Below are 23,168 nucleotides of genomic sequence, written 5' to 3'. Positions count from 1 at the left end.
TGATGCTCGCACGCCTGTTCGTGATCTTCGGTGGGCTTCTTGTGCTGGTGCTGTGTGCGGCGCTGGTGGTGCCGTACTTTGTCGACTGGACGGGTTACCGTGTCGATTTCGAGCGCGAGGCGAGTGCCGTCCTCGGCCGCAAGGTGACCGTGCAAGGCGATGCGACGGCAAGGCTGTTGCCGTTTCCCTCGGTGACCTTTTCCAACGTCGCCGTTGCCGGTGGCCCCAACGGCCAGCCGGCGATGACCGTCGAAACCTTTTCGATGGATGCAGAACTCGCGCCATTCCTGCGCGGTGAAGTGCTGATCTTCGACATGCGGCTGGTGCGGCCGAAGGCGACGATCGACATCGCCGCCGACGGCACGGTCGACTGGACTATACGGCCATCCTCGCCTTTCGATCCCGGCCAGATCTCCATCGAGAAGCTGACGGTGACGGAAGGACAGATCGCGCTCAGCCACGCCGCCGGCGGGCGCAGCCATCTTATTTCCGAGATCAACTCAACGATCTCAGCCAAGTCGCTGGCCGGCCCCTGGCGGCTGGACGGCTCACTGTTGCTGGACGGGTTGCGGACCACGATCGCCGCTTCCACCGGCAGGGCCGAACCGGACGGGCAAATGCGGCTCAGGCTCAAGGCCGATGCCTATCCGCTGGTCATCGAGACCGACGGCAATGTGGGCCTCGTCGAGGGGGCCGCCGTCTATTCGGGCCAGTTCAAGATATCGGGTGCAGACCGGACCGCGGCGCGGCCGCGCGGCACCGGCGGCGAGGCGCTGAAGGTCCGCGCCGGCAAACCGGACCCGGGCTTCAGGCTGAACGGCAAGTTTTCGCTCGACCACCAGAAGCTCGGCGTCGACGAATTCCGCTTCGAGACCGGGCCGCTCGACAATCCCTACACCGCCGACGGCAAGGCTGCGGTCGACCTTGGGCTGAAGCCGCATTTCTCTATCGAGGCCAATGGCGCGCAGGTGCAGTTCGACGAGGCCGTCGGGGCGGCGGCCGGGGCCGGATTGACGCTGTCCGAACGGGTGGCGGCGCTCGAGCAGGCGCTGCTCGATCTGCCGAAGCCGACCATACCGGGCACGGTCGAGGTGAAACTGCCGGCGGTGGTCGCAGGCGACACCACGGTTCGCGACGTGCATCTGTCCGCCGAGCCGGCCGAAGGCGGCTGGGCGGTAAAATCGCTGGCCGCCACGCTGCCCGGCCGCGCCAAGCTGGAAGCCAATGGCATGGTCAGCGTCGAGGACCATTTCGGTTTCACCGGATCGCTGCTTCTGGCGGTGGCGCAGCCCTCCGGCTTTGCCGCTTGGCTGTCGAAGGACGTCGACGAGGCGATCCGCCGTTTGCCGGCCGCCGGCTTCAAGGCCAAGGTGGATTTGAGCGAAAAACACCAGGCCTTCAGCGATCTCGAACTCATCCTCGGCAAGGCGAAGTTCTCCGGCCGCATCGATTCCAACCAGCCCGACGAAACCCGTCCATCGGTGCTGATGCAACTCGAAGGTGGCGAACTCGACGTCGATGGGCTCGCTGCCTTCGCCTCGATCTTCGTCAGCGACAAGGGCGCCAACCGCTTTTCCGATCGCGACCTCGATTTCCAGATCAAGGCCGGGCCGGTCAGCGCCGGCGGCTTGACCGCCGATAGCGTCGATACTGCACTTAGATTGCGTGAGGGGCTGCTTGAGATCGACCGCCTGTCGGTCGGCGGACTTGCCGGCGCCTCGATCAGCGCCACCGGCCGGATCAAGGATTTCCCGGCGAGCCCGACCGGCAAGCTCGACGCCTCGGTGGTCGCCGTCGACCTCAAGCCGCTGATCGACGTCGCCGTCCAGCATTATCCAGACAATGCGGTGCTGAAGTGGCTGGCGGAGCGCGCTGCTGCCTATCCCGAACTGTTCCAGGATGCGCGTATCGACGCGGTCACGAGTGCCGCAGACAATGGCGATGGTACGACCGGACTGGCCATGAGCGCACAGGGCAAGGCCGGTGGCTCGGCCTTTTCGGCGTCGTTGTCCGGCAAAGGGGCGCTCGACCGGCCTCTCGAAGCGCCGGTGACGCTGACCTTCAACGCAAGGAACGCCGACGCCACCGCGCTTCTGGCGCTTTACGGTCTGCCGGCACTGCCGCTCGGCATGCTCGGCGAGGCGACCACCGACGTCTCGGCCAAAGGCACGCTTGGCGGCGGCCTGGCGACACGATTCAGCCTGGCCGGCAATGACTTCAAAGCTGGTTTCGACGGGACAATTGCCGACACGCCTCAGGGCGCGGCCGCCAAGGGCAAGGTCAGCCTTGAAACGGCCGACATCTCGCCATGGCTGATGACGACCGGCGTCGGCCTGCCCGGCATGGAGACCGGCATGTCGACGTCGCTTGCTGCCGATGCCGACTACGGCAATGGTCTCCTGGTGCTGAGCGGACTCAGCGGCGCCGTCAACGAAGCGGCGGTTTCCGGTGACGTAAATATCGACATCAAAGAGGGGCTGCCGCATCTTGCCGGCGCGCTGTCGCTGGACGAGCTGGACCTCGATCCGATGGCGGTGATGCTGTTCGGCGACCAGGCTTTCCTTGTCAATGACAGGACCTGGCCGACGGCACCGTTCAGCCAGAAATCCAGTCTGCCATTTACCGTCGATCTCGATCTGACGGCGGCGTCGCTTGCCGCTGGCCCGCTTGCCACCGCCTATGACGCTGCGCTTTCGCTGCAGCTCGACCAGGAGGGCATCCGTGTTTCCGACCTCAAGGCAAAATTCCTCGGGGGCGAGTTGAGTGGCCTGTTCGAGCTCAAGAACAATGACGGCACCGGGCTTTTCTCCGGTCAGATGAAACTCGCCGGCTCCGATTTGACAGCTGTGCTGCCGGAGGCCGGCATCAGCGGAAGCGGCGATTTCTCGACGGCGCTTTCGACCAGCGGCAAATCGGTCGACGCGATGGTCGCGGCGCTGTCCGGTTCCGGCACGGCGACGCTGAAGGGTATGACTATTGCCGGCTTTAATCCCGATGCCTTTGGCGCACTTATTGCCAAGGCCGACCCGATCGGGCGCGATATCGACGCATCGAAGACTGCCGGTTTTGTGCCGCAGATCGCCGCGGCGGGCAGTTTTCCGGCGCAGGACACCGATATTGCCTTCACCATCGCCGGCGGCACGCTGAGAGCACCGCCGGTCAAATTGGAAAGCCCGGGCGCGACGCTGTCCGCCGACATCACCGCCGATCTGAACACCAGCACCGTCGATGCCAAGGGCGAGATCGCCTATCGACCCGGCGATGAGGCGCTGGTCGGCTCCGAACCGATTTTGAATTTCAGCGTCGACGGTCCGTTCGGCGCCACCAAACGGCAGTTCGACAGCGAGCCGCTGGCCCAGTTCCTGACCCAGCGTGCGCTGGAAAAGGAGCAGCAGCGAGTCGAAGCCATGCAAGCCGCACTGCTCGAGAAACAAAGGCTGCGGCGTGAGGTGCGCTACTACGCTGCCTTGCAAACCGAGCGTGAAAGAGCGGCGGCGGAACGGCGCAAGCAGGAGGAGGAAGCGGCGCGGCTGAAGGCTGAGGCCGACGCCAGGGCAAAGGCCGAAGCCGAGGCTCAGGCCCAAGCCGAAGCGGAGGCGAGGGCGCAGGCTGAAGCCAAGGCGAAGGCTGAAGCGGACGCCAGGGCAAAGGCCGAAGCCGAGGCGCAGGCCCAAGCCGAAGCGGAGGCCAGGGCGCAGGCCGAAGCCAAGGCGAAGGCGGATGCAGCAGCGAAGGCCGAAGCCGAGGCGAGGGCGAAAGCCGAGGCGAAGGCGGATGCAGCAGCGAAGGCCGAAGCCGAGGCGAGGGCGAAAGCCGAGGCGGCTGCAAAGGCCAAAGCGGATGCTAAAGCCAAAGCCAAGGCGGCGCAACAGGCTGCCGAGGAAGCCGCGCAGGCCGAAGAACAGCAACGCCAAAGGGCGGAAGAGGCGTTGCGGATCGCCTCGGAAGAGAAGGCAAGGCTCGACGCCGAACGCAAGGCCGCGGCGGAGCGAGCGGAACGGGCGCCACCGGCCACAAATAACGTGCCACCGCCAGTGCAGCCCCCGCCAAAGCTCAAGTTCGATCCCTCGTCGATCGACGATCTGCTAAAATCGCTGAATGGCGGGTGACGGCGTATCCTTTATATATCGGGTCCAGCAAGCAAGCGCTTCAGCATCGGCTCGATCCGCCCGAGTTCGTCGAGATGAGCGGCTGACAGATCGGCGAGACTGTCGTCGGCGCGCTCGGTCAGCCGCAGCAGCACGCGGCGGTGGTCCTCCTCGTCGTGCTCCCTCGCGACGAGCCCGGCTTCGCAAAGACGGTTGACCAATTCCACTGCGCTGTGATGGCGGATGCGCAGGCGCTCCGCGAGGTCGCCAATGGTCACCGGCCCTCCGCCGGGAAACCCTTTGATCGCAAGCAGGGCCTGATGCTGGCGTGGTGTCAGGCCGGCTTCCTGCGCCTGGATTTGGCTGAATTCGAGAAAGCGGCGGATCAGGTAACGAAATTCGGACAGCCTCTGGTAATCGGCCGGCCCGATCGTTGCGCCGCGCTTTTGTGGCTTCGAAGTGTCTGCCATCGAATCCTTTCCGACAAAGCCGCAAACGGGCCTTGAACATTTATATCGTGTTACGATACAGAACGCACCAACATGGCTCGTGCCCGCCATCATCGGTGGCACGGCCGGCGACCCATCCGCAAGTCGGCATGCCGTCAGAAAGCAAGGTTTGCAAATGAAGTCCGATCACGCCAACCCGGGCCATCTGCGGGATTTTACCACCGATGCCCGGGTGCTGCTCATTGCCGGCATAGCGGTGGTGGTGGCGACGGTGGGGCTGTTTGCCGGCATTGCCCTTTTGAAGCTGATCCGGCTTGCCACGAACATCGCCTATTTTGGCCAGTTCACGCTCGCCGACCTGAAACTGCAGGATACGCCGTTTGGCTATGCCTCGGTATTTGTTCCGGTCATCGGGGCATTGATCATCGGTGTGATGGCTCGCTTCGGAAGCGACAAGATTCGCGGCCATGGCATTCCCGAAGCCATCGAGGCGATCCTGCTCGGACGCTCGCGGCTCGACGCCAAGGTGGCAATCCTGAAGCCGTTGTCGTCGGCAGTCTCGATCGGCACCGGTGGGCCATTCGGCGCGGAAGGGCCTATCATCATGACCGGCGGCGCCATCGGCTCGCTGATCGCGCAGATGCTGCCGGTCAGCGACAATGAACGCAAGACGCTGCTGGTGGCGGGTGCGGCGGCCGGCATGACCACCGTGTTCGGAACACCGATCGCTGCCATCATGCTTGCGGTGGAATTGCTGCTCTTCGAATGGACGCCGCGCAGCTTCATTCCCGTAGCGGTCGCCGCGGTTATTGCCGAGGTCGAGCGCACCATGCTGCACCTGCCGGGGCCGATCTTCCCGTTTCAGGGCGGCATGGAGGTTTCATTTCCAGCCCTTGCCGGCTGGGTGCTGGTCGGCATGGCAGCCGGGCTGCTATCGGGGTTGCTGACCCAGATGGTCTATGCCTGCGAGGACGGTTTCCAGAAGCTGCCCATCCACTGGATGTGGTGGCCGATGCTCGGCGGCCTGGTGGTCGGCATTGGCGGGCTGATCGAGCCGCAGGCGCTCGGCGTCGGCTATGACAATATCGCCGACATGCTGGATGGCCGCATCATAGCGACCACTGCGCTCACCCTGCTGGTGGTGAAGGCGATCATCTGGTCGGTCGCACTCGGCTCGGGAACGTCGGGAGGTGTGCTGGCGCCGCTGCTGATCATGGGCGGGGCGATGGGCGCGGTCCTCGCCGGCTTCCTGCCGGCCGCCGATCCGGGCTTCTGGGCGCTGCTGGCGATGGCGGCGACGATGGGCGGCACCATGCGTGCGCCGCTAACCGCCACCTTCTTTGCGGTCGAACTGACCGGCAACACCCATGTCCTGGTGCCGCTGATCGCGGCAACTGCCACTGCGCATGCGGTGACCGTGCTGTTGATGAAGCGTTCGATCCTCACCGAAAAAATCGCACGGCGAGGGCATCACATGATTCGCGAATACCGTGTCGATCCGTTCGCCCTGACCAGGGTGCGCGAGGTGATGACCAGCGAGGTCGAGAGTGTGCCGGCGACAATGACACTGCACGGCGCGGCCGCGTTCCTGACGGCGCCCGAGACACGGCATCCGAGCTTTCCGGTCGTCGATGAACAGGGCCACGTGCTCGGCGTCATCGACCCGCCGGCGATCCTGCGCTGGAGACGCGCCGGCAAGCACCGCACGACGACGCTTGGCGAACTGCTGGCCGGCAGCAAGGTCACGCTGGCCTATCCGGATGAGTATCTCGAGGGCCTCTCCGACAAGCTGCTGATGGCGAACGTGTCCCATTTGCCGGTCGTCACGCGAGAAAATGCCCGGCTTGTGGGCTATGTCGGCTGGAAGGACCTGATGCGCGTCAGATCGAAGAAACAGGCCGAAGAACGCGACCGCTCGGCTTTGCTGGGCTTCCGTATCCGGCGCAGGAAACAGGATAGCGTTGCCTGAAGGCTAAAACTTGCCGCGCTTGGCCCAATCCAGCACATAGAGCCTGAGCGCCGAGGAGAGGTTCGCATCGCGCGGGCGGCTCTCGTCGATTTCGGCGACAAGCGCGGCGAGCGTCAGTTTTCGCACGGCCGCAATAGCGATCAGGTCGTCGTAAAAAGGCTTTTCGAGCGAATAGCTGGTGCGGTGGCCGCGAATCGTGACCGAGCGCTTTTCGACCGGGCTCACGCGACGATCCTATTCACATTCAAGCATCGGATTTGTCCGAATCGCCCGATTTTTCGCGGCGATGGCCGGCGACGAATTTATCGGCCTTGCCGGCGATCAGGCGGTCGCGATCCCGGCTGGTTTTGGAACGGCCATGCAGCGCCCGGTTCTGCTCGGCCAGGCGCTCCTTCTCGGTTCGCGCCTTCTGCTTGCGTGCCTGACGGAGATTGACGATCTCGGCCATGTCACGCCGCCCGTCGGGTCATTTCTTGCGGAAGGCGTCGAGCGACACCACGTCGGCGCCCTTGGCACCGGCGTCGGCCGCGGCAGGCTTCTTTTCCACCTCAGCGTTTTTCTTCTTCGTCTCAGGCTTTTTCTCGGCGACGATGGCCAGCGGCTCGGGAGCAGGCTTGGCCTTTGTCTCCTGTTCCGCCGGGGTATCGGTCTTGACGTCGAATTCGAGCTCGAAGTTGACGGATGGATCGTAAAAGCCGCGCACTGCCGAGAACGGGATTTCGAGTTTCTCCGGCACGTCGGAAAACGACAACCCGACTTCGAAGCCGGTGTCGCTCACCTTCAGGTCCCAATACTGGAACTGGATGACGATGGTCATCTGTTCGGGATAGCGCTCGCGCAGCCGCGACGACACGCGCACGCCCGGCGCGCCGGTGAGAAAGGTGATGAAGAAGTGATGGTTGCCCGGGAGACCGGTGCGCGCGACCTCGGCCAGGACTTTGCGCATGACGCCGCGCAACGCCTCCTGGGCCAGAATGTCGTAGCGGATGTGGTCGTCGGCCATGTGGCTGTCGGGTTCCGTTGAATCGTCCTGATAGCTGTAATCAAGCTTGAGCGCGGCGTAAACCGGATATAGATCGCCTGCGTGCGGAAGCGAAGCCCATTGGCGACGATTTGATCGTCAAACGGCTTTGATCGTCAAGCGCTGGCGAGCGCGCCCTGTTTACGAGCCACAGGCTGCCGCTTGCGGAAGGCGCGCAGGAAGGTGCGCACGCCATTTGTCGCCGACTGCACCACCTCGTCCTCGGTCGGTGTGCCGCCGAGCATGAACGTCGTCTGCAACTCGGCATTGGCAAGCGCCATGAACTGGCGCGCTGCGACATCGGGATCGTCGATATCAAGGAAGCCGGCATGAGCGAGGCGGGCGAAGCGGGCGGCGATCGCCGGCCATGTCCTGCCCGGTCCTTCTTCGCGCCATTCGGCGAACAACTCGGGATAGCGCCCGCCCTCGGTCTGGATCAGCTTGCGCAGGAATTTGCCGTCGCGGTTGCAGATGCAGTTGTGATTCATCCGCACAGCAAAGGCGATGAGGTCGGCCTCGAGATCCTTCGGCTGATCGGGAAAAGTGGAAATCGTGGCAAAGATGCCGGCGTTACAACGTTCGGTGAGGTCGCGGACGATGGCAACGAAGAGTTTTTCCTTGTCGCCGTGATGATTGTAGATGGTCTGGCGGGAGACGCCGGCCTCGGCGGCAATCATGTCGATATTGGCACCGGCGAAGCTTTCGCGGCAGAAGACCGAGGTGGCGGCATCGACAATCGACATCCGCTTGGCCTCATGGCCCCGTGGCGGGAAAATGTCAGGAGAAACGTTGGCCTTCATGCAAAACTATATAGAGGTGGTTGACGAATTAGACAAGCCTGTCTAAATTTGTGGACAGCACGAAGGGAGTTTCGTTCCGCAGAAGAGTCGGAACTCCACGGGATGGAACGTCCTAGGGTTACGCGCCGGTCCTCGGCGGCAACCAGAATTCGAAAGAGCCTGCTATCATGAACGCCAAATTCCTCCGCATTGCGGTCGTGCTCGGCCTATTGTCCGCGATCGGCCCGTTTGCCATCGACATGTATCTTCCGGCCCTGCCGTCAATCGGCGAGGATCTGCATGCCGGCACTGCCGCGGTGCAGATGAGCCTGCTGATCTTCTTTCTTTCCATGGGCTTCGGCCAGATCGTCGTCGGACCGATCTCCGACATGGTCGGCCGCAAGCTGCCGCTCTACGGCGGCCTGGCGCTGTTCATGGTCGGCGGCGTCGGCTCGGCGCTGGCTCCCTCGATCGAATGGCTGATCGCCTTCCGCTTCCTGCAAGGGCTCGGCGCCAGCGCCGGCATGGCCGTGCCGCGCGCGATCGTTCGCGACCTGCATACCGGCACCGAGGCCGCCAAGTTGATGTCGCTGCTGATGCTGGTGTTTTCGGTGTCGCCGATCCTGGCGCCGCTGACCGGTAGCCAGATCATCGAGAACTTCGGCTGGCGCGCCGTGTTCTGGACGGTGACGGGCGCGGCCGTGCTCGCCACCATCCTGCTGGCGACCTCTCTCAAGGAGACGCGGCCGGTCGAAGAGCGCGCCGGTTCGTCCTTTGGGACGGCACTTTCCGGCTACCGCTTCCTGATGGGCGACCGCAACTTCCTTGGCCTGACAGCCATCGCCGGCTTCGGCATTGCGAGCTTCTTCGTCTATCTGTCGAGCTCGTCCTTCATTCTGATCGACCATTATGGCCTGTCGCCTTCGGTTTACAGCGTGTTCTTCTCGATCAATGCGGTTGCCTTCATCGGCATGTCGCAGCTGACCGGGTTGCTATCGGAGCGGTTCGGGCTGCAGCGTGTGGTGCGCGTCGCGGTGACCGGCTATGCGACGACGATGGTGGTGCTGTTCGCGGTGATGGCATCGGGTGTCGACCGGCTCGACGTAATGGCGGCGCTGCTGTTCATCGGCTACGGCTTTCTCGGCCTGGTCATCCCGACAACGTCGGTGCTGGCCATGGAAGAGCATGGCGAGATCGCCGGCACCGCTTCGGCGCTGATGGGCACGCTGCACTTCGCCATCGGCGCGGTCGCCATGGGCGTCGCCGGCGTGTTTTTCGACGGCACGCCGCTGCCGATGGTGGCGGGCATCACGCTGTGCGCGGCGATCTCCTTCACACTGGCCAAGATAACACTCGGCCGCAGCCGGGACGTTGCGGAAGCGCCGGCGGAATAAGCTTCACCTATCGAGGCAAAAAGGCCGGGCCATGTTCCCGGCCTTTTCACGTTTGCGGTCCCGGTTCAAAGCAGCCTATACCTATACGACGGGTTCAAGACATGCAGCTTAGACATCTCAAGACCTTCGTGGCGGTCGCCACCACCTTGAACATCACGCGCGCCTCCGAGCGGGTTCATCTTGCCCAATCGAGCGTGACCGAACAGATCCAGGCGCTGGAAGCCGATCTGGGCACGTCGCTGTTCGACAGGTCACGGCGTGGCTTGAAGCTGACGGCGGCAGGACAGCGCCTGCTGGACTACGCAAACGATCTCCTCGACCTTGCGGACGAAGCCCGTTCCGCTGTCGCCGACGCGAGCGGTACGGTTGCCGGTCGCCTGACGGTCGGTGGCCCGGAGACGCTTTGCTCGACACGCTTGCCGGCTTTGCTGGGGGAATTCCATCGGCGTCATCCCGATGTGGAACTGGACCTCAGGGCGAACGATAGCAGTGGGTTGCGTGCCGGCGTGACAAGCGGGGCGCTGGACGTATCGTTCCATTTCGGAGCCGTCCCGGCGGCGGCGCCGGATCTGCGAAGCGAGCAGATAGCCGAGGAAGAGCTCGTCGTCATAATGCCGGCAAATCACCGGTTGGCCGGATATTCTGCCATAAGGTCCGACGACCTGACTGACGAGGCCTTCCTCGTCACCCAGCCCGGTTGCGTCTATAGGCGGATGTTCGACGAAACCTTTGCCGCAACATTGCCTGACCGTCCAAAACTCGTCGGCGAGTTCGCCAGCATGGGTGCGATACGGGGCCTTGTTGCAGCCGGTCTTGGATGCGCGCTGGTTCCGCGTCTCGTGACTTCCGCGGCCGACGCCGATATCGGTGTGTTGCCTTGGGCCGGAAGCAGCGCGGTGACGCCAGTCACCATGATATGGCGCCACCGGCGCATTCAAGCGCCGGTGCTGCGGCTGTTCCTCGCAATGGTTCGCGAAATTTGGCCATCGCTAGACCAGCCGCTGGCCACCATCGACATGAAGCACCGTTCCGGTGATGAAGCCGTTATGCATCAGGGACGTGATGGCCTGGGCAATGTCGGCTGCCTGCCCGATCCGGCCGACGAGCAGGCGCTTTGCCATGCCGTCCAGCGCAGCCGTCTTTCCGCTGCCGGCGACGGCATCCCAAATCGGCGTGTCGACCCAGCCCGGCGAGACGACGTTGACGCGGATCGGCGCCAGTTCGACGGCAAGCGCGTAGGCGAGTGAGCCAAGGGCCCATTAACGGCTGCCACCACCGAGCCTTTCGCCGCCGGACGATAGGCGGCGATGCCCGAGGTCAGCGTGATCGATCCCCTGGGCGTCAGACGAGGCGCGCCATGTTTGGCAAGAAGAAGCGGTCCGACGACCTTGGAATCCATCACTTCCCGCGCCAAGGAGATGTCCATCTCGGGAAGCAATACATAGACGCCGGTGACGTCGGCGGCGGTCGAGACGATGTGGTCGAGCGTACCGACATCCTGGAACAGGCGTCGGACCTCGTCCTCACTTGTGACGTCGGCTGCGATCGTCCTCAGCCTTTCCGGGTGAGGCAAGCGCTGCCGTGCGGCCGACAACCGGTCCTGGGAGCGGCCGACGATCGTAACCTCAGCGCCGGCGGCAAGCCGCTGTTTGGCCAGCGAAAGCCCCATGCCGGAACTGCCGCCAACGATCAGGATGCGTTCGTGTTTTGGTGTGGTTTCCTGGTTCATCTTGTCTCCATCAGGTAGCTCGCCGGGCATGACCACACGCGGCGAGAAACTGAGGCCTTGTCCCGCAAAGGCATGAGAGAAGGGAAACAGGAAGATACGAATGCTGCCATCGGAGATTCCGATAATGGGAAGCCCTTGGGCTTTCGCCTCAGCCTGAGACGCCTCAGCCTGAGACGTTGATGAAACATTCGCCGGTGCGATCGATGCGGTCAGCCAGGGATTGGTATAAACGCCGCGGCGCCTTGGGTCTGTCAGGGCGCATAAAAAAAGCCGCCGGCCAACCTGCAGCTGCGCCTATCAAAAAAGGGAGAAATGGAGGTTTCTGTTGCCAGGTACCTCCGAACCCCGCCTAGAAGTGCGAACCACTAGGGCTTGAATTGAAGCTATCGCACCGCTTACGCGGCGAGACGTGCTTCCGCATAGTTGTCGTTGGCAACTATAAGTTTAGCCCGATAACGGTGGTACAATGCCGGGCAAAAGTACGATCTTTACACCTTCGTCGATCCTATTTCGCCCCCAGCAAAAGCCGCTCCTGAGCAGCGGTTTTTGGTGGAGGCGCCGGGTACCGCCCCCGGGTCCGAACGGCTTATTTCATCGCCTGTTTATCGCCATAGTCGGTCGAGCCGACGAAGCGAATATAGGGACTGGCGGTGGAAAATGAAAGGCCGGAATGCCACTTTCGTCCGTACCAAAGTGGATCATGAAGGGTTGACTTGCAGCCGGTCTCAACCGAAGCTTTGTGGCGGTGAGGAGACCTAGCGCATACTTGCGGCAGCGCGCCACAATCCTCATCAACCGGATCCCGTGGCGCCGACGAGGGGAAATCGATGGCCGATTATCTTGCAGACGTAAAGAAATATGATGCGGCGGCGGATGCCGACGCGGTCGCCAAGATCGTCAAACATCTGGGCATCGCGCTCAGGAACCGCGATTCCTCGCTGGTGTCCTGCACCGACCCGGAGGAACTGAAGCGCGTCAGGAACAGCTGGGTCGCCGGCAAGCTCGGCGTCACCGACGGCGCCAAGGCAGATGCGGCTATCGAAAAGGCCTGCAAGGCGATGGCGGCCGACAACAGCAAGAGCCGGGTGACGTTCTACTACCTTGTCGCCAGGGATCTGGGCATGCTCGGCTCGCTCTGAGCAACCTCGCCGCTGATGCTGGTGAGCCTTCTGCTGGAATCGTCTCGCTTTGCTGTGTTCGGCCGACGGTCATTCGGCTATGATGGCTGACAACCCGAATCGGACCGGAGCCGATGCGCCAGTATCTCGACCTTCTGAAGCATGTGCTGGAAAACGGCGCTGATCGCGGCGACCGTACCGGCACCGGAACGCGCTCGGTATTCGGCTACCAGATGCGCTTCGACCTGGCCCGCGGCTTTCCGGTCACCACCACCAAGAAGCTGCACCTGAAGTCGATTGTCCACGAGCTTTTGTGGTTCCTGGCCGGCGACACCAACATCAAATATCTCAACGATCACGGCGTCTCGATCTGGGATGAGTGGGCCGACGAGAACGGCGATCTTGGCCCGGTCTATGGCAAACAGTGGCGGTCGTGGCCGGACGACCATGGCGGCGCCATCGACCAGATTGCGAATCTTCTGAAGGAGATACGCAAAAATCCTAATTCGCGGCGGCTAATCGTTTCGGCGTGGAACCCGGCCGAGGTGGAGGCCATGGCGTTGCCGCCCTGCCATTGCCTGTTCCAGTTCTATGTTTCGGAAGGCAAGCTTTCCTGCCAGCTCTATCAGCGTTCGGGCGATATTTTTCTCGGTGTGCCGTTCAACATCGCTTCCTATGCTTTGCTGACGCTGATGGTGGCGCAGGTGACCGGATTGAAACCCGGCGATTTCATCCACACGCTCGGCGATGCGCATCTTTACTCGAACCATTTCGAGCAGGCGCGCGAGCAATTGCGGCGCACGCCCAAGGCGTTGCCGACGCTATGGATAAACCCCGAGGTGAAGGAAATCTTTGCTTTCCGCTTCGAGGATTTCCGGCTCGACAACTATTTCGCCGACGCGACGATCAAGGCACCGATCGCGGTCTAGCACCATAGCTGACCGTCCATATCGAAATTGCCTACTGCGGCTACGCCCTTGGGCGTGTCAGCATTCAACTTGATCGGCCGACGTCGACCTGACGCAATCCCTGGTCGCTGTTTTTATGCAATATTTCCTTCGGCCTCGATACCGCTGTATCCAACGAAGATTATCGCAGGCCAGGAAAACCTCAGCCCAGAAGACCGTGGCCGGTAAAGAACCTTTCCTTGTTATGTTCACATGGATATATCGATAGACGGCTTCGGGCGATCCGGGACGAGGAGAGTTTCATGCTGACGCGCAAGGGTTCGACGACGATTGCCAAAGTCGGTCTCGCCGCCATGCTGATGGTCGTGGTGCCGGCGGCCTATGCCGATGACAAGGTGGTCGTGTTTGCTGCGGCGAGCCTCAAGGAAGGGCTCGACGCCGTCAACAAGGCCTGCGAGGCCGACGTCGGCGAGGTGGCAACCATTTCCTACGCGGCGAGCTCGGCGCTGGCCAGGCAGATCGAAAGCGGCGCGCCGGCAGACGTGTTCATCTCGGCCGATCTCGACTGGATGAAATATCTTTCCGACAGGAAGCTGACCAAGCCCGAAACCGAAGTGAAACTGCTCGGTAACCAGATTGTGCTGGTTGCGCCGCGGGATTCCAAGGTCGAGACCAGGATTGAAAAGGGGTTCGCTCTTGCCGGGCTCGTCGGTGACGGCAAACTTGCCATGGGCGATGTCAAGGCGGTGCCGGCCGGCAAATACGGCAAGGCAGCCCTCGAATCGCTCGGTGTCTGGTCTTCCGTCGAAGGCCAAGTGGCGCAGGCCGAGAATGTGCGCGCCGCTCTAAAACTGGTGTCGACCGGCGAGGCAGCACTCGGCATCGTCTATGCCACGGATGCGCATGCGGAGCCTGGCGTGAAGGTGGTCGGCACTTTCCCCGCGGGTACCCATCCGCCGATCATCTATCCAGTCGCCCAGCTTGCGGATTCGGAGAGTAAGGATACCCCGGCATTCCTAAAATGCCTGCAATCCGCCAAGGCTGGCGAACTCTTCAAGGCGCAAGGTTTTACCGTGCTCGCGCCGAGCAATTAGGGCAACGCGCTGACGCATGAACTGGCTGCTGGATCTTACTCCCGACGAATGGAACGCGGTCCGGCTGTCGATCAAGGTGGCGACCGTGGCGATGATAGCCAGCCTGCCGCCGGGCGTAGCAATCGCCCTTGTGCTTGCCCGCGGCCAGTTCTGGGGCAAGACGCTGCTCAATGGTCTGGTGCATCTGCCGCTGATCCTGCCGCCGGTGGTGACTGGCTATTTGCTGCTTTTGACTTTCGGCAAGCGCGGTCCGGCCGGGGCTTTCCTGGCCGAGCACTTCGGCATCGTTTTTTCCTTTCGATGGACGGGCGCCGCGCTCGCCTGCGGCGTAATGGGTTTTCCGCTGATGGTGCGGGCGATCCGGCTGTCTATCGAGGCCGTCGACCGCAAAATCGAGGCGGCCGCCGGCACGCTCGGCGCCAATCCGCTATGGGTATTCGGCACGATCACCCTGCCGCTTATCCTGCCCGGCCTGATCGCCGGTGCGATCCTCTCCTTCGCCAAGGCGATGGGCGAATTCGGCGCGACGATCACCTTCGTCTCCAACATCCCGAACGAGACGCAGACGCTGCCGTCGGCTATCTACACTTTCACGCAGGTTCCCGGCGGCGACGCCGGAGCGCTCAGGCTGACGCTGATCTCGATCGTCATATCGATGGCGGCACTCGTGGCCTCGGAAGTGCTGGCGCGGCGTGTCGGCCGGCGGATGGACATCGAATGACGGTTCAGGTCGACATCAGCCACCGGCTTGGCGATTTCGCCGTCAATGCCCGCTTCGAGAGCGCCGGGCGGCTGACTGCGCTGTTCGGGCCTTCCGGTTCCGGAAAGACGACGCTCATCAATTTGATTGCCGGGCTGATCCGCCCCGACAAAGGCCGTGTCGCGGCCGAGGGTCGCGTGCTGGTCGATAGCGACGCCGGCGTGTTCGTGCCGAAACACAAACGGCGGATCGGCATGGTGTTCCAGGATGCGCGGCTGTTTCCGCATATGAGCGTGGGGAGCAATCTGCGCTATGGCCGTTGGTTCACGCCGGCTGCCGAGCGCTACGCGGATATCGATGGCGTGGTCGAACTGCTCGGCATCGGTCATCTGCTCGACCGGCGGCCGGCAAAACTCTCCGGTGGCGAGAAGCAGCGCGTGGCAATCGGCCGGGCGCTGCTTGCCAGTCCGAAATTGCTGCTGATGGACGAGCCGCTGGCGTCGCTCGACGAGGCGCGCAAGGCCGAGATCTTGCCTTATATCGAGCGGCTACGCGACGAGACGAAAATTCCGATCGTCTATGTCAGCCACTCGATCGCCGAAGTGGCGCGGTTGGCGAGTGACGTCGTGGTGCTGATGCAAGGCAAGGTCGCTGCTTCCGGTCCGACCGGAGCGATCATGCAGCGTCTGGATCTATTGCCGGCCGAAGAGCGCGGCGAGGGCGGTGCCGTGCTGGATACCGCGGTTCTGCGCCACGACGAAGCCTTTGGCATGACGGTGCTAGGCTCATTGGCGGGCGAGATCCGGGTGCCGCTTCTGGCAACGCCAGTCGGTGCGCCGGTGCGCGTCCGCATCCGAGCCCGCGACGTGATGATCGCCACCGAGCAGCCGGTTGGCCTCAGCGCGCTCAACATACTGCCGGGCACGATCGTGGCGATAGAGCCGGGCGAAGGGCCTACGGTCGAGATTGGCCTCGACTGCAATGGCGCAACTGTGCTTGCCCGCATCACCGAACAGTCGCGGCAGACGCTGGGGCTTCGGCTTGGTCGACAGGTCTTCGCCGTGGTCAAGACGGTGAGCTTCGACCGGGCGAATACCGGCGCCGGCTTGCCGGCCGAGGCGGATGGGTGAACGGCCGATGATTCGCTATATCGTTTGGGAATAGCGGTATCGCCGCAGAACTTGTAGAATAGCGTGACCGCGGAGGAGCAAATGCCGTCGCTGAGTTTGCGGATAAATCTCGATCCGGATGGCCGCATCGGGCCGGGCAAGATCGAGCTTCTGGAACAGATCGCCGCCTTCGGCTCGATTTCCGCCGCGGCGCGCGGCATGGAGATGTCCTACAAGCACGCATGGGATCTGGTCGAAGACATGAACCGGGTGTTCGGTAAGCCGCTGGTTGCGGCACAGACGGGCGGCAAAAAAGGCGGTGGCGCCCAGTTGACGTCGGTCGGGCTTGCTGTGGTCAGCCGCTTCCGCGCCATCGAGCGGGCTGCGTCTTCAGCAGCGGCGGCGCATATGGAGGCGCTGCAGGCCGAGATCGACGCAGCGTGAACTCGGCGGAATTCATGCCGCGCTCGATCCCTGCTACTCCTCCGGCTCGCCCGGCTTGCGCAGCAGATAGGTGTCCATGATCCAGCCTTTTTTCCGGCGGGCCTCCTCACAGGTGCTCACGATCTTGTCGCCGACGTCGCCAATCCGGCCCGAGATGACGATCTCGTCGGGGGTGCCGAGGTAGGCGCCCCAGTGGACGGTGACGTCCTTGTCGTCCAGCGTGTTGAAGGCGCATTTGCCGTCCAGCATGACGATGGTGCTGCCGGCGTTTTCGGGCAGACCTTCCTCGGTGAGCCGGCGGCCGGTGGTGATCAAAATGGCGTCGCCGATTCGGTTCAATGCCATTTTGTGACTGGCGGCGAGTGCCTGGATGGCGGTGATGCCAGGGATGACCTCCAGCTCGAACGCGATATTGCCTCTGAGGCGCACGCGATCCAGGATGCGCAGCGCGCTGTCGTAGAGCGATGGATCGCCCCAGATCAGGAAGGCGCCGCAGCCATCTTCGGGGAGTTCGTCGCGGATCAGGCCTTCGTAGATCACGGCGATCGCTTCGTGCCAGTCGTCGACGGTCGAGCGGTAGGAAGGCGCCGGTTCGGCGCGCACCGGCAACTCGAATTCGACACGGCGGGAGTTCGGATTAGTGACGAAGCGGTCGCAGATCTGGTGGCGCAATTCGGCGAGGTCGCTCTTCTTGGCGCCCTTGTCGGGAATGAACAGCACGTCGGCCCGATTGAGGCCGTTGATGGCCTGGACCGTCATGTGCTCCGGATTGCCGGCGCCGATGCCGATGACGAGAAGCTTGCGCATGGGCGAACTCCTGCCCGATCGGAACCGGCGTGTCTAGACCGACACGACATGCCGGCAGGCGCCGGCGCATTTGCCGAAAGGCTTTGAAACGCCACATTGAACAGCTAGAGTCCTGTTGGCATTCTCGCCGGGGGAGTTTCCATGTTCCGTTACGTCTTGACCGCAGCCTTGGCGCTCTCGGCTACGCCTGCGCTCGCCAATGATTCGGTCGCCGAACTCGGCACTGGTGGGCTGATCCTTTCGCGCAGCGATGCGGTGGCGATGGAAAGCGAGGATCTCTACATCTCGCCGGAAAAGGTGACGGTCGACTACGTCTTCCGCAACAACACCGACAAGGATGTCAATGCGATCGTCGCCTTTCCGATGCCCGACATCGAAGGCGACCCCGAAGAAATACCGGCAATTCCGGAGGCGCAGAGCGACAATTTCCTCGGCTTCGAAGTGACGATCGACGGGGTGCCGGCAAAGCCGCAGCTCGAGCAGAAGGTGTTCGCGCTCGGCATCGACATCGGCGCTGACCTGAAGGCGCAGGGCGTGCCGTTCTATCCGTTCGGCGATGCGGCCAAGGCAGCGCTGGCAAAGCTGCCGCAAGCGGTCACCGACGACTGGGTCAATCGCGGCATCATCATCGAGGACACCGCCGACGACGGTTCGGGCATGAAGACCGTCTATACGCCGTTCTGGCAATTGCGCTCGACCTATTGGTGGCGCTCGACCTTTCCGGCCAACAGGGCGGTCCATGTCTCGCATCGCTACAAGCCGAGCGTCGGCGGCACCTCCTCGGTCAGCTTCTTCTATGACGGCCAGTTCCAGGGCCAGTATGCCGCCTACAAGACACGCTACTGCATGGACGATGCCTTCGAGAATGCCGTGCGCAAGGCAGCCAAGGACGATCCCGACGGCTATCCCAAATATTTCGAGAACCGCATCGCCTATATCCTGACCACGGGCGGCAACTGGGCCTCGGGAAACATCGGTACGTTCAAGCTGACCGTCGACAAGGGCGATCCGAAGAACCTGGTCTCGTTTTGCGGCGAAAACGTCAGGAAGATCGGACCGACGACGTTCGAGATGAAGGCGCAGAACTTCTACCCCGAGCACGACATCGACATATTGCTGCTGGAGCCATCCGATGGCGGGAACGGCGGCTGATGGATCTCGCGATTTATGTCGCCATCGCCGAGAACGGCGTGATCGGGCGCGAGGGTGGGTTGCCGTGGCGGCTTTCCACCGATCTCAAGCGGTTCAAGGCCGATACGATGGGCAAGCCCATCATCATGGGTCGCAAGACCTATGAAGGCATCGGCCGGCCATTGCCGGGCAGGCTCAACATCGTGGTGACACGAGACAGGGCATGGCGCGCCGAGGGCGTCGAAGTCGCGCATTCGATCGAGGACGCGATCGCGCTGGCGACGGTGCGCGGGCGCTGCATGGCCGGCGCCGACGAGATCTGCGTCATCGGCGGCGGGGAGATCTACGCTCAGGCGCTGCCGTTGGCTGATCGGCTGCACGTGACCCATGTTCTAGCCGCGGTCGACGGCGATGCCCATTTCCCGCCGATCGATCCGGCGCTGTGGCGGATCGTCCGCTCGCAAGACGTGGCGGCTGGCGAAAAGGACAGCCATGCGACACGCTATTCGGTTTACGAGCGGCGCCGCGACGTGCATTGAAGACGACAAAGCGTCGCGACAGGTTTAAATGGACCCAAAAGGCGGACAGTGGCGGCAGCCGATCGCGTTGAAAGCGTGCCGTCGCATCCCTATAGAAGAATAATATTGGATTTTGCGCCGGTGAGCCGGCGCTTGAGGGAATTCCAAGCGAAAGGACATTCATGCCCTGGAACGACAAGAGCGGCGGCGGCGGCCCGTGGGGCGGCGGCAACAATCAGGGGCCTTGGGGTCAGGGACCCAAGGGACCCAGCGGCCCGCAGGGCTCGCCTCCCGATCTCGAGGATATCATTCGGCGCGGGCAGGACAGGTTGCGGCGCGCGCTGCCGGGCGGCGGTGGCGCGAGCCCGGCCGTGTTCGGGCTGATTGCCGCGGCGCTGGTGGTGCTATGGGCGTTCAAGGCGGTCTACACCGTGCAGCCCGACGAAGTTGCGGTCGAGCTCAGGTTCGGCAAGCCGAAGGCGGAGCTCTCGCAGCCTGGCCTGCATTTCCATTGGTGGCCCATTGAAACGGTCGAGACCGCCAACATCGCCGAGCAGCTTGTCAGCATCGGCGGCGGCAGTTCCAGCGGCAATGGCCTGATGCTTTCCGGCGACCAGAACATCGTCAATGTGCAGTTCTCTGTGGCCTATCAGGTCTCCGACCCTAAGGCCTATCTGTTCGACGTGTCCGACCCGGACGGCATGCTGCAGCAGGTCGCCGAAAGCGCGATGCGCGAAGCGGTCGGCCGGCGCCCGGCGCAGGACATTTTCCGCGACGACCGGCAAGGCATTGCGGCGTCGGTGCGTGAGATCATCCAGACGACGCTGGACGGCTACAAGGCCGGCCTCAACGTCAACGCAATTTCGATCGAGGACGCCGCGCCGCCGCGCGAGGTGGCAGACGCGTTCGACGAGGTGCAGCGGGCCGAACAGGACGAGGACAAGTTCGTCGAGCAGGCCAATCAGTATTCCAATCAGAAGCTCGGGCAGGCGCGCGGTGCGGCCGCGCAGATCCGGGAAGACGCGGCCGCCTACAAGAACCGGGTCGTGCAGGAGGCCGAAGGCGAGGCGCAGCGCTTCATCTCGGTCTATGACGAATATGCAAAGGCGCCGGAAGTGACGCGCAAGCGGCTCTACCTGGAGACGATGGAGAGGGTGCTGAAGGATTCGAGCAAGGTCATCGTCGAGCAGGGCAATGGGCAAGGGGTGGTTCCCTACCTGCCGCTGCCGGCATTGCAGCAGAAGGCGCCGGCACCGGCCACCGGAGGAAACCAGTGATGGCCAACCGTCTTCCCGTCATTGCGGTCATCGCCGCGGTCATCCTGTTCCTGCTCTATTCGTCGGTCTTCGTCGTCAATGCGCGCCAGCAGGCGCTGGTGCTCAGGTTCGGCGAAATCGTCGACGTCAAGAACCAGCCGGGCATCTATTTCAAGGCGCCATTCTCCTTCTTCGATGCCGACACCGTGCAGCTGATCGAAAACAGGGTGCTGCGCTTCGACCTCGACAACATCCGTGTCCAGGTTTCGGGCGGCAAGTTCTATGAGGTCGATGCCTTTATCGCCTATCGTATCTCGGACCCGCGTGTGTTCCGCGCCGCGGTCTCCGGCCAGATCGAACTGGCCGAGGCCCGGCTGAGGACGCGTCTCGACGCCGCCTTGCGCCGCGTCTATGGCCTGCGAGACTTCGAGGCGGCGCTCTCGGAAGAGCGCGCCGTGATGATGCGCGAGGTGCGCGATCAGCTGAGGCCCGATGCCACCTCGCTTGGCCTGCAGATCGAGGATGTCCGCATCCGCCGCACCGATCTCACGGCCGAAGTTTCGCAGCAGACCTTCGACCGCATGAAGGCCGAACGTCTCGCTGAAGCCGAGCGGCTGAGAGCGCGCGGCAACGAGGCAGCGCAGCGGATCAGGGCTCGCGCCGACCGCGAAGTGGTGGAAATCGTCGCCGAAGCGCAAAAAGAGTCTGAAATCCTGCGTGGTGAAGGTGAAGCCCAGCGCAGTGCCACGTTTGCCGGTGCCTATCAGCGCGATCCGGCCTTCTTCGATTTCTATCGGTCGATGAATGCCTATGGCACGGCGCTGAACAGTACCGGAACGACGATGGTGCTGTCGCCGAATTCCGAGTTCTTCCGCTTTTTCCGCGACCCGAACAGCAAGGAAACGCCTGCGGCACCGGCGGCACCACCGCCTGCCGCTCCCGCCGCACCGGCGGCACAGCCAAGCACCGGCCAGTAGGGCCGGTGCAGGGGCGGCGGCGTAACGGAGGATTTATCCTCTGGCCGTAGCCATAGCCGCAAACGTGCCTTATTTCTTGCCAACATGACGCGGACCGGCATTTTTGCCGAAGCGGTTTTTTCAGAACACCCGGAGGCCTTTCGATGACATCCACCACCCTTCTGCGTGCAGCGAGGCGGACGTTCATCGCCGGGGCCGCCGCGCTTCTGGTCGGCGCCGTTGCCGTTCCCTCGTTCGTGGCGCCGACGATGGCAGCCGACGGGCCGCCCTCGGTTGCCGATCTCGCCGCCGGCCTGCTTGGCGCCGTGGTCAACATCTCGACGTCGCAGACTGTTAAAGGCACTGAGGGGCCGGGCGCAGTGCCGATGCCGCAGCTGCCGGAAGGCTCGCCCTTCCAGGACTTCTTCGACGATTTCTTCAAGAACCGTGGCGGCGACAAGGGCGGCGGCGGGCAAAAGGTGCAGTCGCTGGGCTCCGGCTTCGTGGTCGACGCCGAGCAGGGCATCGTGGTGACCAACAACCACGTCATTGCCGATGCCGACGACATCGAGGTGAATTTCTCCGATGGGGTGACGCTCAAGGCGACGCTGGTCGGCACCGACACCAAGACCGACGTCGCGGTGCTGAAGGTCGATCCGAAAGGGCACAAGCTGACGGCTGTGAAGTTTGGCGATTCCAACAAGATGCGTGTCGGCGACTGGGTAATGGCGATCGGCAATCCGTTCGGTCTCGGCGGCACGGTGACGGTCGGCATCGTCTCGGCGCGCAATCGCGACATCAATTCGGGCCCGTATGACGACTTCATCCAGACCGATGCCGCGATCAACCGCGGCAATTCAGGTGGACCGCTGTTCAACAGCAGCGGCGAGGTCATCGGCATCAACACGGCAATCATCTCGCCGTCGGGCGGCTCGATCGGCATCGGCTTCTCGATCCCGTCGCAGCTTGCCTCGGGCGTCGTCGACCAGCTTCGCCAGTTCGGCGAGACGCGGCGCGGCTGGCTTGGCGTGCGCATCCAGCCGGTGACCGACGACATTGCCGAGAGCCTGGGCATGGCGACCGCCAAGGGCGCGCTGGTCGCCGGCGTCATCAAGGGCGGGCCGGTCGACAACGGCACCATCCAGGCCGGCGACGTCATCATCAAGTTCGACGGCAAGGACATCCATGAAATGCGCGACCTGCCTCGCGTCGTGGCGGAGAGCCCAGTCGGCAAGGCGGTCGACGTAATCATCGTGCGCAAAGGGGTCGAGCAGATGGTCAAGGTGACGCTCGGCCGGCTCGAAGACGGCGAAAAGCTCGCCAGCGGCGGTGAAAACGGCAACACCGACCAGGACGACGCCGACAAGGCGCCTGCGGTTTCGACGGCTTCCGTGCTCGGCATGACGATCGGCGAGCTCAACGACGAGACGCGCACGAAATTCGGCATCGCCGCCGACATCTCCGGCGTCGTCGTGACCGACGTCTCAAAGGATTCGGCGGCGGCCGAACGCGGCATCCAGCCGGGCGAGGTGATCACCGAGATCGCGCAGGAATCGGTCGCAACGCCCAAGGACGTCATGGACCGGATCGGCGCGCTGAAGGAGCAGGGGCGCAAGAACGCGCTTTTGATGCTGGCGTCGAAGACCGGCGAGCTGAGGTTTGTGACAATCCGGATGGATTGAGTCCGGAAGAGCCTGC

The 23,168-nt window shown here is 63.2% G+C and carries 20 protein-coding genes, 1 other RNA gene and 2 pseudogenes; 15 read left to right on the top strand and 8 right to left on the bottom strand.

Going from position 1 to position 23,168, the window contains the following annotated elements:
* Positions 1–2 precede the first annotated feature (2 nt).
* Positions 3–4,109, top strand: a complete 4,107-nt coding sequence (locus tag NKH42_RS19400) for an AsmA family protein (RefSeq protein WP_352974357.1) — start codon at positions 3–5, stop codon at positions 4,107–4,109.
* Between the two features lie 11 nt (positions 4,110–4,120).
* Here the strand turns inward: NKH42_RS19400 and NKH42_RS19395 are convergent, their stop codons facing one another.
* Entirely contained in the window at positions 4,121–4,558 is a 438-nt protein-coding gene (locus NKH42_RS19395; protein ID WP_352687624.1) for a MarR family winged helix-turn-helix transcriptional regulator, read from the bottom strand.
* Positions 4,559–4,712: 154 nt separating this feature from the next.
* On the opposite strand from NKH42_RS19395, the gene NKH42_RS19390 reads away from it, so the two are divergent.
* Entirely contained in the window at positions 4,713–6,506 is a 1,794-nt protein-coding gene (locus NKH42_RS19390) for a chloride channel protein (RefSeq protein ID WP_352753563.1), read from the top strand.
* Positions 6,507–6,509: 3 nt separating this feature from the next.
* Here the strand turns inward: NKH42_RS19390 and NKH42_RS19385 are convergent, their stop codons facing one another.
* The 4 genes from NKH42_RS19385 to NKH42_RS19370 form a co-directional block, all read right to left on the bottom strand.
* Positions 6,510–6,731, bottom strand: coding sequence for a ribbon-helix-helix domain-containing protein (locus NKH42_RS19385; protein ID WP_254818946.1), 222 nt, complete (start codon positions 6,729–6,731; stop codon positions 6,510–6,512).
* Between the two features lie 19 nt (positions 6,732–6,750).
* Positions 6,751–6,954 (bottom strand): DUF4169 family protein, encoded by a 204-nt coding sequence (locus tag NKH42_RS19380; RefSeq protein ID WP_352505635.1) that lies wholly within the window; start codon positions 6,952–6,954, stop codon positions 6,751–6,753.
* Positions 6,955–6,972: 18 nt separating this feature from the next.
* On the bottom strand, positions 6,973–7,509 hold the full coding sequence (locus NKH42_RS19375; protein ID WP_254818944.1) for an SspB family protein: 537 nt from the start codon (positions 7,507–7,509) through the stop codon (positions 6,973–6,975).
* 134 nt (positions 7,510–7,643) lie between these two features.
* Positions 7,644–8,327 (bottom strand): TetR/AcrR family transcriptional regulator, encoded by a 684-nt coding sequence (locus tag NKH42_RS19370; protein WP_352752509.1) that lies wholly within the window; start codon positions 8,325–8,327, stop codon positions 7,644–7,646.
* A gap of 167 nt (positions 8,328–8,494) precedes the next feature.
* On the opposite strand from NKH42_RS19370, the gene NKH42_RS19365 reads away from it, so the two are divergent.
* A complete protein-coding gene (locus NKH42_RS19365) occupies positions 8,495–9,700 on the top strand; it encodes a multidrug effflux MFS transporter (protein WP_023676705.1) in 1,206 nt (401 codons plus the stop codon).
* A 101-nt stretch (positions 9,701–9,801) separates the two neighbouring features.
* Positions 9,802–10,665: pseudogene (locus NKH42_RS19360) on the top strand (LysR family transcriptional regulator); the annotation flags it as partial.
* Positions 10,666–10,689: 24 nt separating this feature from the next.
* Here the strand turns inward: NKH42_RS19360 and NKH42_RS19355 are convergent.
* Positions 10,690–11,429 (bottom strand): annotated as a pseudogene (locus tag NKH42_RS19355) (SDR family oxidoreductase).
* A 311-nt stretch (positions 11,430–11,740) separates the two neighbouring features.
* Positions 11,741–12,096, bottom strand: a transfer-messenger RNA (tmRNA) gene (ssrA, locus tag NKH42_RS19350).
* A 160-nt stretch (positions 12,097–12,256) separates the two neighbouring features.
* On the opposite strand from ssrA, the gene NKH42_RS19345 reads away from it, so the two are divergent.
* The 6 genes from NKH42_RS19345 (at position 12,257) to NKH42_RS19320 (ending at position 16,802) form a co-directional block, all read left to right on the top strand.
* Positions 12,257–12,568 carry a DUF2853 family protein gene (locus tag NKH42_RS19345; RefSeq protein WP_254818940.1) on the top strand — a complete coding sequence of 104 codons (312 nt, stop codon included), beginning with the start codon at positions 12,257–12,259 and terminating at the stop codon, positions 12,566–12,568.
* Between the two features lie 113 nt (positions 12,569–12,681).
* Positions 12,682–13,476 (top strand): thymidylate synthase, encoded by a 795-nt coding sequence (locus tag NKH42_RS19340; protein WP_352505637.1) that lies wholly within the window; start codon positions 12,682–12,684, stop codon positions 13,474–13,476.
* Positions 13,477–13,757: 281 nt separating this feature from the next.
* The gene (modA, locus tag NKH42_RS19335) at positions 13,758–14,549 is read left to right on the top strand and encodes a molybdate ABC transporter substrate-binding protein (RefSeq protein WP_502896044.1); all 792 of its coding nucleotides are present in this window, start codon (positions 13,758–13,760) and stop codon (positions 14,547–14,549) included.
* Positions 14,550–14,565: 16 nt separating this feature from the next.
* Entirely contained in the window at positions 14,566–15,270 is a 705-nt protein-coding gene (gene modB / locus NKH42_RS19330) for a molybdate ABC transporter permease subunit (protein ID WP_254818937.1), read from the top strand.
* Positions 15,267–16,379: a molybdenum ABC transporter ATP-binding protein gene (gene modC, locus NKH42_RS19325; RefSeq protein ID WP_352739945.1), complete on the top strand. Its 1,113-nt coding sequence runs from the start codon at positions 15,267–15,269 to the stop codon at positions 16,377–16,379. The genes modB and modC overlap by 4 nt, the downstream gene beginning before the upstream one ends.
* A gap of 81 nt (positions 16,380–16,460) precedes the next feature.
* Positions 16,461–16,802, top strand: coding sequence for a winged helix-turn-helix domain-containing protein (locus NKH42_RS19320; protein ID WP_023676697.1), 342 nt, complete (start codon positions 16,461–16,463; stop codon positions 16,800–16,802).
* A 33-nt stretch (positions 16,803–16,835) separates the two neighbouring features.
* Here the strand turns inward: NKH42_RS19320 and cobF are convergent, their stop codons facing one another.
* Complete coding sequence (cobF, locus tag NKH42_RS19315) at positions 16,836–17,609, bottom strand: precorrin-6A synthase (deacetylating) (protein WP_352703559.1); 774 nt, start codon at positions 17,607–17,609, stop codon at positions 16,836–16,838.
* Between the two features lie 141 nt (positions 17,610–17,750).
* On the opposite strand from cobF, the gene NKH42_RS19310 reads away from it, so the two are divergent.
* From NKH42_RS19310 to NKH42_RS19290, 5 genes are all read left to right on the top strand, one after another.
* Positions 17,751–18,761, top strand: a complete 1,011-nt coding sequence (locus tag NKH42_RS19310; RefSeq protein WP_352703561.1) for a DUF4424 domain-containing protein — start codon at positions 17,751–17,753, stop codon at positions 18,759–18,761.
* Positions 18,761–19,279, top strand: coding sequence for a dihydrofolate reductase (locus NKH42_RS19305; protein ID WP_352703563.1), 519 nt, complete (start codon positions 18,761–18,763; stop codon positions 19,277–19,279). Before NKH42_RS19310 ends, NKH42_RS19305 begins: the two co-directional genes overlap by 1 nt.
* A gap of 161 nt (positions 19,280–19,440) precedes the next feature.
* Complete coding sequence (gene hflK, locus NKH42_RS19300; protein ID WP_023676693.1) at positions 19,441–20,535, top strand: FtsH protease activity modulator HflK; 1,095 nt, start codon at positions 19,441–19,443, stop codon at positions 20,533–20,535.
* Positions 20,535–21,491, top strand: a complete 957-nt coding sequence (gene hflC, locus NKH42_RS19295) for a protease modulator HflC (protein ID WP_254818932.1) — start codon at positions 20,535–20,537, stop codon at positions 21,489–21,491. Before hflK ends, hflC begins: the two co-directional genes overlap by 1 nt.
* A gap of 143 nt (positions 21,492–21,634) precedes the next feature.
* A complete protein-coding gene (locus NKH42_RS19290; RefSeq protein WP_352752511.1) occupies positions 21,635–23,152 on the top strand; it encodes a DegQ family serine endoprotease in 1,518 nt (505 codons plus the stop codon).
* Positions 23,153–23,168: the final 16 nt, after the last annotated feature.

Origin of the sequence: Mesorhizobium sp. M1142, from assembly GCF_040318565.1 — a bacterium.
In the GTDB taxonomy this organism is placed as follows: domain Bacteria; phylum Pseudomonadota; class Alphaproteobacteria; order Rhizobiales; family Rhizobiaceae; genus Mesorhizobium.
The sequence above is the reverse complement of the archived record's forward strand: the minus strand, read 5'-3'. Positions and strand labels throughout refer to the sequence as shown.

What these genes read in the sequence shown, in the direction of transcription:
- NKH42_RS19400 (WP_352974357.1), top strand. Translation starts at nt 3, where the DNA reads ATGCTCGCACGCCTGTTCGTGATCTTCGGTGGGCTTCTTGTGCTGGTG.
- NKH42_RS19395 (WP_352687624.1), bottom strand. Translation starts at nt 4,558, where the DNA reads ATGGCAGACACTTCGAAGCCACAAAAGCGCGGCGCAACGATCGGGCCG.
- NKH42_RS19390 (WP_352753563.1), top strand. Translation starts at nt 4,713, where the DNA reads ATGAAGTCCGATCACGCCAACCCGGGCCATCTGCGGGATTTTACCACC.
- NKH42_RS19380 (WP_352505635.1), bottom strand. Translation starts at nt 6,954, where the DNA reads ATGGCCGAGATCGTCAATCTCCGTCAGGCACGCAAGCAGAAGGCGCGA.
- NKH42_RS19375 (WP_254818944.1), bottom strand. Translation starts at nt 7,509, where the DNA reads ATGGCCGACGACCACATCCGCTACGACATTCTGGCCCAGGAGGCGTTG.
- NKH42_RS19370 (WP_352752509.1), bottom strand. Translation starts at nt 8,327, where the DNA reads ATGAAGGCCAACGTTTCTCCTGACATTTTCCCGCCACGGGGCCATGAG.
- NKH42_RS19365 (WP_023676705.1), top strand. Translation starts at nt 8,495, where the DNA reads ATGAACGCCAAATTCCTCCGCATTGCGGTCGTGCTCGGCCTATTGTCC.
- NKH42_RS19345 (WP_254818940.1), top strand. Translation starts at nt 12,257, where the DNA reads ATGGCCGATTATCTTGCAGACGTAAAGAAATATGATGCGGCGGCGGAT.
- NKH42_RS19340 (WP_352505637.1), top strand. Translation starts at nt 12,682, where the DNA reads ATGCGCCAGTATCTCGACCTTCTGAAGCATGTGCTGGAAAACGGCGCT.
- modA (WP_502896044.1), top strand. Translation starts at nt 13,758, where the DNA reads ATGCTGACGCGCAAGGGTTCGACGACGATTGCCAAAGTCGGTCTCGCC.
- modB (WP_254818937.1), top strand. Translation starts at nt 14,566, where the DNA reads ATGAACTGGCTGCTGGATCTTACTCCCGACGAATGGAACGCGGTCCGG.
- modC (WP_352739945.1), top strand. Translation starts at nt 15,267, where the DNA reads ATGACGGTTCAGGTCGACATCAGCCACCGGCTTGGCGATTTCGCCGTC.
- NKH42_RS19320 (WP_023676697.1), top strand. Translation starts at nt 16,461, where the DNA reads ATGCCGTCGCTGAGTTTGCGGATAAATCTCGATCCGGATGGCCGCATC.
- cobF (WP_352703559.1), bottom strand. Translation starts at nt 17,609, where the DNA reads ATGCGCAAGCTTCTCGTCATCGGCATCGGCGCCGGCAATCCGGAGCAC.
- NKH42_RS19310 (WP_352703561.1), top strand. Translation starts at nt 17,751, where the DNA reads ATGTTCCGTTACGTCTTGACCGCAGCCTTGGCGCTCTCGGCTACGCCT.
- NKH42_RS19305 (WP_352703563.1), top strand. Translation starts at nt 18,761, where the DNA reads ATGGATCTCGCGATTTATGTCGCCATCGCCGAGAACGGCGTGATCGGG.
- hflK (WP_023676693.1), top strand. Translation starts at nt 19,441, where the DNA reads ATGCCCTGGAACGACAAGAGCGGCGGCGGCGGCCCGTGGGGCGGCGGC.
- hflC (WP_254818932.1), top strand. Translation starts at nt 20,535, where the DNA reads ATGGCCAACCGTCTTCCCGTCATTGCGGTCATCGCCGCGGTCATCCTG.
- NKH42_RS19290 (WP_352752511.1), top strand. Translation starts at nt 21,635, where the DNA reads ATGACATCCACCACCCTTCTGCGTGCAGCGAGGCGGACGTTCATCGCC.